Genomic DNA, 10906 nt, shown 5'->3' on the forward strand with positions numbered 1-10906 from the left:
CTTGCCCTCATTTGCTAGTTGCTGTAGTTAACAGCAATAGTGGCGCTGTTATTACTGCTGTCCTTGGATTTAAGCTCAATGGTGACCCCAGCAGATGAGTCACTAAATTGATCGCCAGTAGTGGTAAGGGTTGCCACTTGATTAGCGGTTCCGTCATTTAAATAATGAATTGTTACCGCATTTGCATGGTGAGGATAGGGGTTCAAAACATTATGGGGAATATGGTATTCCACGTAATAGTGATTTTCTCCATTTGTACTGCCGTTACTTTCAACTTTTAAAAGTTGCGGTAGAGAGCTATTGAGTTCACCTGCAGTGAGCTCTACGGCCTGCACTACATAATCGGCATTGTTGCCAGCAGACTGCCTGATGGTTGTAGTATATCCAGGGAAGCTCTCATACCAGCCCATAAATTCTCTATGGGCACTACCGAATAACCGTGACTTCCAGCTGTTACCCATAAAGGCACCATTAGCTCCGTATTCGCTTTCGCCTTGGTCATTGGTATCGCCATCGTTATTGTCATCGTTACCGGCGTGGCTAAGTCCAATATTGTGGCCCAACTCATGCCCCATCACTAGTTGATCGGTATCTGCGGTAATGATGCTCCATCCCCCCCGTACCGAAGCAACTCCTGTACCAACCAAGCCAGCATTATTTGCGGCTCGGGGAAAAATAAATACACGGTGTCTCCAGTCATTGAGATTCACAGGGCGGCTATTGGAATCTACAAAATTATTTTGAATCCAGGTGGTAGCGTTATCTCTCCAGGTATAGCCACCATCTGAATATTGACCATCCTGTGAGGAGCCAGAGCGAGCCTGGGCATTCCCAACACTTAGTACGCCCCCACTTTGACTATCGGGGATGCTATAAACAAAGCAATCAATTGAGCTACTCTCATTATTGTCTTCTCCATAACAGTACTGTGCGAGTGACTGGTCGCTAATGAGATGGCGCTTAAATTTCAGTTGGCCGAAGGAGTTTTCTTTGTAAGTATTGTCCAGAGAATCCGTATCATTGAATGTCATATTGGCGAGTTGTGAAATACTAACGTCGTCAGTGACAGCGGCATCTGAAAAATTCATCAGAATAAAAACTATGCTATTTTCGGTAGCTTCAATAGTTTGTATTGCAAAGGTAATGGAGTGTTGATCTCCGTTTGTTAATTGAATAGAGATGGTGTCTTCTACAGATTGACCATTGTTGAGACTGGATGTATTGCTATTTAGCTGGTACTCCCAGTTCCCGCTATCATATAGTTTAAAGCTACCGTATTGACCTTCGATAGTGGACGCTTGGAAACCAGGGCTTTTGCTATCAGTGCCCTCCAGCTCCAAAGTACCCTCTGCATACTCATTGGTACCTACAACCAAGGTGGCCAAGGGGTTAGCTGGATTGAATGTGTATTCACCAGTATCCGAATTCCCCCCATTTGTTCCGGTATCCGACCCTGTATTTGAGCCGCTGTCAGCTTGAGGGGTATCTGTACTTTCCCCTCCACTGGAGCCGCCGCCACAAGCGGCCAAGAGGGCGGATAAGGTGATTGCGGTAAATATCTTAAGTGAACCGTGCATTGCTCTCTCTACTTATCTGTATATGCGTGGTAGCTGATGAAAATAGATATCTGGTGGACCGTCGTTATTTGGTACGGTTCCTGTGATTTGGCTGATTGATAACTTAGTAAGGTCAATTAGTCACCTTACGCAATAAACCAGTCTTCTTGTTGAGTGTTTAGGAGCTTTGTGGGGCATTAGTAACAGGTTTCGGGTGTTACTTTTCTACATCACATCCAATCTTGTTTTTATCTATTGGCGACATTGCTGAAGTGCTATTAAGTGGAATGAGGCTGGGTGGAGGAAGGGGTAGCAGTGTTTCTTTTTTGGTTTGTTTGTGCTTCTTGTGACTTACTTTTTTAGCAGGACGAAAGGGTTGCCCCGTTGGCCTGATTATCCGTTATTAGTTTGTTGACAGGCAGCAGGTCATAAGTGAGAGAACTCAAGATCCGCATAGCAGCCTTATTATTGGTGTATTTGGATTTGGTGAGATGCAATTTAGCAAATGCTGACAGGGAGTAGCACTATATTATTGTGCTGCGGGTATCTCACTGGTGGTTCTTAGAATCTAGAGTGCTAATGAAGTTTATCGTGTTCTTCGCTTCTACATTGGTAACTTGAGGTTGTTCTGCCGTAGCTTGAGAGAGTATTTGTTTACTTCTAATTACAAGTGGAGGCTAGGTACTTGGTGTTTTAAAGATTGGAAATCGCCTGTTAAATTTAGGGATGACGTTGTTAGGCTGGCTTCCGTTGATAATTTTTGGTCGAAATAGGTTTACTTTTTGTTGTGATCCTCAATTTTAATTGATGGTGGATGCCTGCTCATAAAAGGAGGGTCCTAGACTGTAAGAATATATTTTAATGATAGGGAATCACTTTTTTCTGGAGTTGATTTTTTGCTGCCATAGGTGCTGTTTTTTCATGGTTTCTAGTATTGGGGGTTATGCAATCAACCAGTGAGTTTAGTAATTTAATGAAAGTACGTGGATGACCTGGAAAAGCGATGCTGTGGCAGTCGATGCAATATAATAGCTGCCCCAAACACGAATTTTTGGTGTTTTGATGTATATATTTTCTTATTTGTTAGTTTCTAATAAGGTCTTTTGAGGTGAGGATTTATATGGGATGGGGTTGCTTAAACAATAAACAATAAACAATAAACAATATAGAGGATTTAGAGTAGAAAAATAGAGCCTGTCAATTCATTATAAACTGTCTTATTGGTTGATTTTTTCCGCGAAAAGGCGCTTGTTATTAGCTGTAATTGGAGGAGTATTGACGCTCGGCTATACTGCCGATCCCACCTAATTCTTGAAATAGGTGGGAGAGAACTATAGTTTGCATAATAAGAGTATTTTTGCTGTGTCCAAGAGTTTTAGTGCACTTTCCAGTGCCTGGTTGTCTGGATTATTTTTTCTTTGGCTACCTGCTCTGGCCCTGGCTGGCGTATCGGGTCCCTCATCCAGTTCTACAGGAAAATTTACGTTAACATTAACTGGAACCCCTGAGTATCTTACCGAGTATAAAAATGGTTCTCGGGTGAGAGATATTGCAGTCAGTGGAAGTTCTGCATCAATCACTGTTTCATCAACAGGGACTTATAGGTATGACGCCTGGAGTAGGCTTTGTTTGATTTGGGGGTTTGGGGGTCGCTGTGAGGAATGGGATATTGAGAAAATTTCCTTCGGCAGCCATACGGTTAAAGTTACTCTCGAACCCAACGCTACTCCCCCGGGATCTATTTCTCTCCCATCTACTAGTACATCAGGCAATATTAGAGTGCAGTGGGGCGCTGCTTCCGTAAAACCAAAAAGTTATGAACTTTGGCGAAAAATTGAAGGTAGTACCACTTGGAAGATGGTTTACTCGGGCTCTGCCCTTTATAAGGACTTTTCTGACCTGATAACTGGAAAGTATGAGTTTCGGGCTCGTGCTTGCATCTCTGGTTGTAGCAGCTATACATCTTCAAAGAGTATTACGGTGGTTAGAACCCCACATTCAATTGGGGTGCCAGTAACAAATCTTTACGGCAGTATTGCTGTGTCGTGGTCTTCCGTTTACGCTGCGGAAAAATATATTCTTCAGGAACAAAAAGACGGCGGAGCCTGGACTCAGGTTTACAATGGTATAGGGACGTCCAATACTTTAACTGGTCGCAGTACCGGTAGTTATCTATATCGTGTTGCCGCGATCAAGGGCGGTATTACTGGTGCATTTAAATACTCTACTACTGTTACTGTAGTCAGATCTCCACTCTCTATTAGCGTGCCTGTTGCGAGTGCCAATGGCATTTTGGCAATATCTTGGGCGGCAGTTTCTGGAGCGGACAAATATATACTTCAGGAACAAAAAAATGGCGGCTCTTGGACTCAAGTCTACAGTGGTAGCGGAACGCAAAAAACGTTAACTGGTCGTGGTAGTGGCAGCTACAGTTACCGCGTTGCCGCAGTAAAGGGTAGTACCACTGGCCTCTATAAGCAGTCCTCCACGGTTACGGTAATTAGTATCCCTCAATCGATTACAGTACCAGCATCGAGCACTACTGGCAGTGTGACTGTATCTTGGTCGCAAGTTGCCGGTGCGGACAAATATGTTTTACAGGAGCAAAAAAACAACGGCTCCTGGACTCAGGTCTACAGTGGTAGCGGAACGCAAACAACCTTAAGCGGGCGGGGCAGTGACAGCTACATCTATCGGGTTGCCGCGGTCAAAGGCAGTGTCACCACGGCTTTTAAAAGTTCCTCGACGGTCATAGTATCTCGCCCCCCCGCTGTGCCAGGGAACCTCACGCTACCGGGTAGTTCAACTGGTGCCTATAGCGTCAGTTGGAGCCCGGTTACCGGAGCGGCAAGATATATATTGGCTCAGTCCGGTAATGCTTCTGGCAGCTGGAGTTTGGCCGGAACCAGTAAACCTTTTAGCCAGAGCAGTAACGGAAATTATTCCTATCGGGTTAGAGCTTGTAAGACGTATGGTGGTGTTGAGGCCTGCAGTGGCTGGTCGAGTAGCAAGACTGTTGCTGTCAGCCTGCCAGTTTTGGCGATTCAGTCAATTAACGGCGGGTCTGTCAAATTATCTTGGAATATCGACGCGCAGGCACAAAGGATAACCCTGAAGCGAGGTTCCACCACTATTTATGACTCTGGCTGGAAAGAATCAGTAAGTAAGCAGGGTACGTTTACCGATTCCATAAGCACCAGTGGTAGTTACTCTTACTTCCTCACCACCTGGTACTGTTCCGTTGGGATTCCCGGCGGAGGCTGCCAAGAAGGCGAGCCATTAAATAATTTTGGCCCGGAGACAGCCAATATTATTTTGAAGCCAGGCCCATCAAGTTTACTTGCAAGCGTATCCAGTAGTTATGACGGTTCTGTGGGATTAACCTCCAATAGCTCTGGCCCTATCGAGTCGGTGCGTTGGCAAAAAAGAAAAGCGGAAAGCGACTGGCCGGCAGATAGTTCCTACGGCTCTGCTGGGAGCAGTACCTTTTCCGTAACCGGGCTTACCGATGGTAATTGGGAGTTCCGCAGTAAAAATTGTAATTCCTCTGGCTGTAGTAATAGTTGGAGTACATCGGTTGGACTGCTGGTACGGAATCAACCCATACCTACGGCCCCGGCGCTGGATACCATTACTAACAGTTCTACCGGTACACTTAAATTGAACTGGAGTGACCGCTCTGCCCAGCAAGTTTACAGGTACAAGCTCTACGAAGGCGGCAAGCTACTTGAAGAATTAACCACGAGCTCTGCGAGTCCAGCGCCTCTCTCTGGCACCACGCTTCAGCGAGATGATGGCAGTTACAGTTACTACCTGATAGCTTGTAATCTGCGTGCTTGCTCCACAGCCAGCAATGCTCAATCTGTTATCGTCGCTAAAACTCCAGGTGCACCCAAATCCCCTAATCTATCGACAACTTTCTCGCGCACCGGCGAGGTTGATCTCACTTGGGGTAGTGCTAGTGGCACGATAGTGCACTATGAGATTATTGCCGGTACCGCATCGTCGGCAGAGGGGCCAGTAAGTTGGGATGAAAACGCACCGAGTAAACATACAGACCTAACGCGTTTGAGCAAAAAGCTGTCGTTGGAGAATGGCTTCTTCGCCTATCAGGTGCGCGCCTGCAACCAGGTATCGACTTTTAGTAGCTGCTCAAATACGGTTGCCACGGATATTGTTCAGGTTGACCAGACCCCACCACCTGTAATCGTGGCGGTGCCCCCTTACAAAGCCTCGGCACTATCTACTACCGACCCTAGTGTGTTGGCCTCCGATCGCGTCGGCATCTTGCCCGGGGAATTCCGTGTGAATGAATCCGGCGCGGCGACTTATACCATTCCGCTGCAGGTGGGCCCTTCATCCGGTGGCAGTACCCCGGCGCTCAGTGTGACTTACAGCAGCTCCGGCAGTAACGGCCCTCTCGGGGCCGGTTGGGGAATTAGTGGATTGTCCGCTATTAGCGCCTGCCGTAGAACTTTTGAAGAGGGCGGTGCCAATGGCAGCGTCTTCGATCGATTCTGTTTGGATGGCCAGCGGTTGAAACTAGTGTCGGGTCAGTACGGCAGCCTCGGCAGCGAGTACCGTACAAGCCTGGACAGCTTTGTGCGGGTACGGCTGGTTTCCAGTCCGGCAGGTAACGGCCAGGGTTTTGAAGTGTACCGCAAGGATGGCTCTATCTCTTATTACGGTATGCATGAGGATGCACAGCAGGAGAAGACCTGGTATCTGAATACCCAGGAGGATAGTGTTGGCAACCGTATCGAATACACCTACCTGAAAGACACCGCGCTCGGGGAGCACCTGATAGAGGCGGTCGATTACTCTGCGAATGGTCACGATGCAACGCTGAATCGGATTCAGTTCCACTACGATACCAGCCGCAGCGATAAACGCTACGGATACAGTTTCGGACAGAAAACGGCATCAACCCGCAGGCTCACCGCAATTACATCCACTGCGGACTCGATGGAGTTGCGCAGCTACAACTTCAGCTACCAGGAAAGCGCTACTGGCCGTTTACTGCTCGAAGAGGTTGAGGAGTGTGTGCTGGGTAACTGTCGCAAGCCCACGATATTTACTTATGCCCAGTTTGCCGGAGCGGGCATGGTGAGTGCGGCTGCTAATCCTAATATCTTCCACTCCGGTTACGAGGGTGGCAAATATGGAGATGTCAACGGTGACGGACTCACAGATCTGGTGTTTATCCGTTACGACGGCAGTCATGGCAAACGCTATCTCCGTGTTGCCCTGGGCACTGCCGAGGGGGAGTTGGCCCTGCAATCCGAACAGATGCGTATCCGCGCCAATGAGCGCAAGGAATGGCATCTGTTGGACTACAACAACGATGGTAAGGATGACCTGCTCCACGCGCCGATAGATGACACCGGCACCCACTGGGCCGTGAATTTGTCTAATGGTAGCGGATTTAGCAGCACTGATAACCCCACGGCAATCAGCTATCAGAAAGATCAGCTGGGTCAGATGCACGACTTTAATGCCGACGGCTTGCCGGACTTCCTGTCATTTACTCACGCTGTGGGCCTTCCTTCAGTGAGTGATACGCCCACCATGAAAATCCGTGAGCTGCAGCGCAGCAGTAGCGGAACACTCTCCTTCAAAAGCTCTGAGACGACTCGCAGCTTATCCCTGCCCACGGTCAGCGCTCCCGGAGGAGTGTCCTCAGCAAACTTCCTACGCACCACTCGAGTGAAACTGCGTAATACGGATATGGTGGCCGATTTCAATGGTGACGGTATTGCCGATCTGACTGCGATAATGCAGACAGATTGGACTTGTATCGAGGCACCGAGCGACTGCAACAATCAAAGTCATGTGACCGACAATCACTTCGTTGTACTGATGTCAGAGGGCGATAATAGCCACAGGGCGGTATTCCATCGTGCACTCAACGGAGAGATAGCACAGGTGGATGATGCCGAGCACCGGATCGCGGATCTCAATGGCGATAGTCTGCCAGACATGTTATTCCGCTCCAGCGCAGACTGGGATTGGGGCGTATATTACTTTACTGGTGAAGGGTTTATCTCCACGGGAACACTTCCAGGGGCCGTGGACGATAAAATCCAGCTATATGACTGGGATATGGATGGCCTGGTGGACATTCTCTATCCCAATGCCAACGATAAAGAAAACAACGAATACCAGTACCTCTATGTGCTGCCCAACCATTCCAATGGTTTTGGCAGCGCCATTGATACTGGCTTGCTGTTCGGCGCCGATACCAATGATCACAGCCATTTGGTGATGGATTTGACTGGTGATGGGCGACCTGAAATAGTCGAGAACTGTGCGAACCGCGATGAGCAGGAAAATCATTGCGATGATATGCGCAATCACTCAGGCTTTTTTAGTGGTCTAGGCGCTACAGATAAATATGTGCGTGTCTTTAAGCCCAAACATGCCGACAAGCCGGTGGATGTTCTTGAGTCTGTAGTGAATGGCTTTGGGGTGAAGACGGAAATCCGCTACGCGCGCCTGAATGATACCAGCACTCGTGTCTACACACGTAAACTGGGTTCTTTCAAACTGAACTACGGGCGCAGTTCACCGGTATTCGATCTCTACTCACCGATGTACGTGGTACAGAAAGTAATCTCCGATGCGCCGGCGGCCAATGACAATAACAATACGGTTGAGGCCCATTACCACTATGCCGGTGGGCGCATGCAGAGCGGTGGGCGCGGCTTTCTCGGTTTTGAATCGGTCACCACCTATGACCCGCAAAACCAAGTGAAGACCACCACTCACTACCGCCAGGATTATCCCTTTATTGGTATGCCTTCACAGACGGCCAAGGTGATTGAGTCCAATGCCAGTAATATCAAAACCCCGGCTACCTGTGAGGGTAGTGGACTCACCCTGATCAGCTGCTCTATCAATACCTTGGAATCCATAGCACCGGTATCGGGCAAAACGGTAATGCCCTATATCAGCCAAGCGGAGGACAAATCTTACAGCCTGAGCGGGAGTTACCTTGGCAAGGTGGTAACAACCACCAACTACACCGCAGCCAATGATATTCAATATGGCAATGTCAGCTCGGTAACTGTGAAGCACTATGATGCTTCTAATAACTTGGTGCAGAGCAAATCTACAAGTAACACATACGACAATGTGGTGAGCAGTGACCGCTGGCATTTGGCGCGCTTGCGTGAGAGCAGCGTCACCACCCAGCGATATGGTGCTCTGGTAGCACCGCAAATCACGCGAACCGCTCATTTTGATTACGATAACCAGACTGGCCTGTTAACCGATGAGTGGGTAGCTAAAGGTAGCGCACAAGAGTTACACACCCACTATGAGCACGACCGCTTCGGCAATCGTGTTGCATCCACGGTAACCAATGCGCAGGGCGAAAGCCGTACCAGTCGCACGGGTTTTGACGGCTATGGCCGCTACGCATTAAATCGGGTTAATGAACTCAAACAGACTGCCGAGCAAGCTCTGGAGATGGACCCCTTCGGCCAACCGCAGCGCGTACTGGATATCGGCGGTGTGGAAACGCACTATGCCTATTCCCCGTTCGGCAATCGCTATTTTGAACACCACGAGACCGGCAGCCATGCTACTACCTTGAGCACACTCTGTGCTGACAGTGGTGGCTGCCCCACAATAGCCGGTGTGCCAGCTCACTTTAAAGTGACCACAGCCGGTATCGATCAGAGCCAGAGCGTGATGTACCACGATCGACTGGGTCGAGAGATCCGCAAACAGACTCAGGATTTCCATGGTAATCCAGTGTTTGTCGATACCCAGTATGATGAACAGTCCCGCGTTAAAAAGGTTTCCGACCCTTATGGCAACGGCGGCTCTCCACGCTGGACCATTTACTCCTACGATATTCTCGGTCGCACCACTAATGTGGATAGCCCCAGTGGCCAGTGTGACAGCACAATCACTTATAATGGCCTCACGGAAACTGCCACGAACTGTGCCCAGCAAAGTAAAGTAACCGAGAAAAACGTCCTCGGTGAGTTGGCTCAGGTTACCGACAATATCGGCGGCAAACTGCAGTACAGCTACTATGCCGATGGCAACCTCAAACAGGTGCGTACCCTTAACAGCGGTGGCGGTGAAACTTCAGCGACCAACATTGAGTACGATAATCTCGGCCGCAAGACCCGCATGGTAGACCCGGATAAGGGCACCTGGACCTACGGTTACACCGGCTTTGGTGAACTGGCCTGGCAAAAAGATGCCAAGGGGCAGGGCACCGCCATGAGCTATGACGCCCTCGGCCGTATGGTGACTCGCGCTGATTACACCAGCTTCGATAGCAATAGCCAAACGGGCACTCTGCAGAACTTCAGCCGCTGGTACTACGACCAGGATCCCGGCTGTGATTCCAAATTCCGCTTCGAAGGCAAACTGGTGGCTGTAGCCCAGGCCCCTGTCGCTATTGCCGCCGGTTGCAATGCCAATCTGGAGGATGTCAATTACCTCAAGCTGCTGCAATACGATACCTACGGTCGTCTGGGTGAAACGAATACCGGGCTCGGTGTACTCGATGGTGAAGGGGATTTTTATGAAAAAGTCACCTACGACCAATACAGCCGCGTTAGCCGCAGTTTCGACGCCAGCAATCAGCAGGTGGGCGATAATGGGGATTATTTACGCGGTGTAGAAACTGTCTACAACAACTATGGCTTTAAAGTGGGTGTGCGCGATGTAACCGCCCCCGCAGACAGTGGTTACTATTACCGGGTTAAGCGCATGAATCTGCGTGGCCAGGTGGAAGAAGTGTTGCTAGGTAACGGCCTCACCACTACCTATGCCTACGATCCACAACATCACCGCCTCACCAGTATCTTAACGGATATCAATCCCGGTGTGGGTCAGGTGCAGAACCTGCATTACGATTGGAATACTATCGGCAATCTGCTCTCTAAAACCGACCTCAGTGGCGATGGCAGCTACCGCAAGGACCTGCAGGAACGTTTTGAGTACGACGGCCTCAACCGCCTGCGCTATGCGCGCCTCTATCTGGCCGACAGCCAAACTGCCACCCAGGAGGTGCGCTACGATGATGCCGGCAATATCACCTATAAAACGGGCGTCGGTAGCTATGAGTACAGTGGCCCACGCCCTCATGCCGTAACCAAAGCCGGCAATACCAGCTATCACTACGACGACAACGGCAATATGAGTAGCGACTCAGGCAGTCGTACGCTGGATTACACCGTCTTTGATAAACCCAGCCTGATTAGTAAAGGCGGCCACGATACGCGCTTCTCCTACGGCCCGGACCGCAGCCGTTTCAAGCGGGTGGATGACAACGGCAAAGGCACAGTGACCACCTTGCAGATCGGCAGCGTCGAGAAAGTGATTGA

At 49.4% G+C, this 10906-nt stretch carries 2 protein-coding genes; one reads left to right on the forward strand and one right to left on the reverse strand.

All coding sequences use genetic code 11. The annotated features are described in order from the left end of the window. Positions 1 to 14 precede the first annotated feature (14 nt). Positions 15 to 1577, reverse strand: coding sequence for a VCBS domain-containing protein (locus G367_RS0104160; protein WP_020411842.1), 1563 nt, complete (start codon positions 1575 to 1577; stop codon positions 15 to 17). 1341 nt (positions 1578 to 2918) lie between these two features. Here G367_RS0104160 and G367_RS23055 point away from each other — a divergent pair. Further along, positions 2919 to 10906 (forward strand): toxin TcdB middle/N-terminal domain-containing protein (locus tag G367_RS23055; RefSeq protein ID WP_157533326.1); only part of this gene is annotated, 7988 nt, incomplete at its 3' end.

The sequence above is a fragment of the Microbulbifer variabilis ATCC 700307 genome, assembly GCF_000380565.1.
Lineage (GTDB): Bacteria > Pseudomonadota > Gammaproteobacteria > Pseudomonadales > Cellvibrionaceae > Microbulbifer > Microbulbifer variabilis.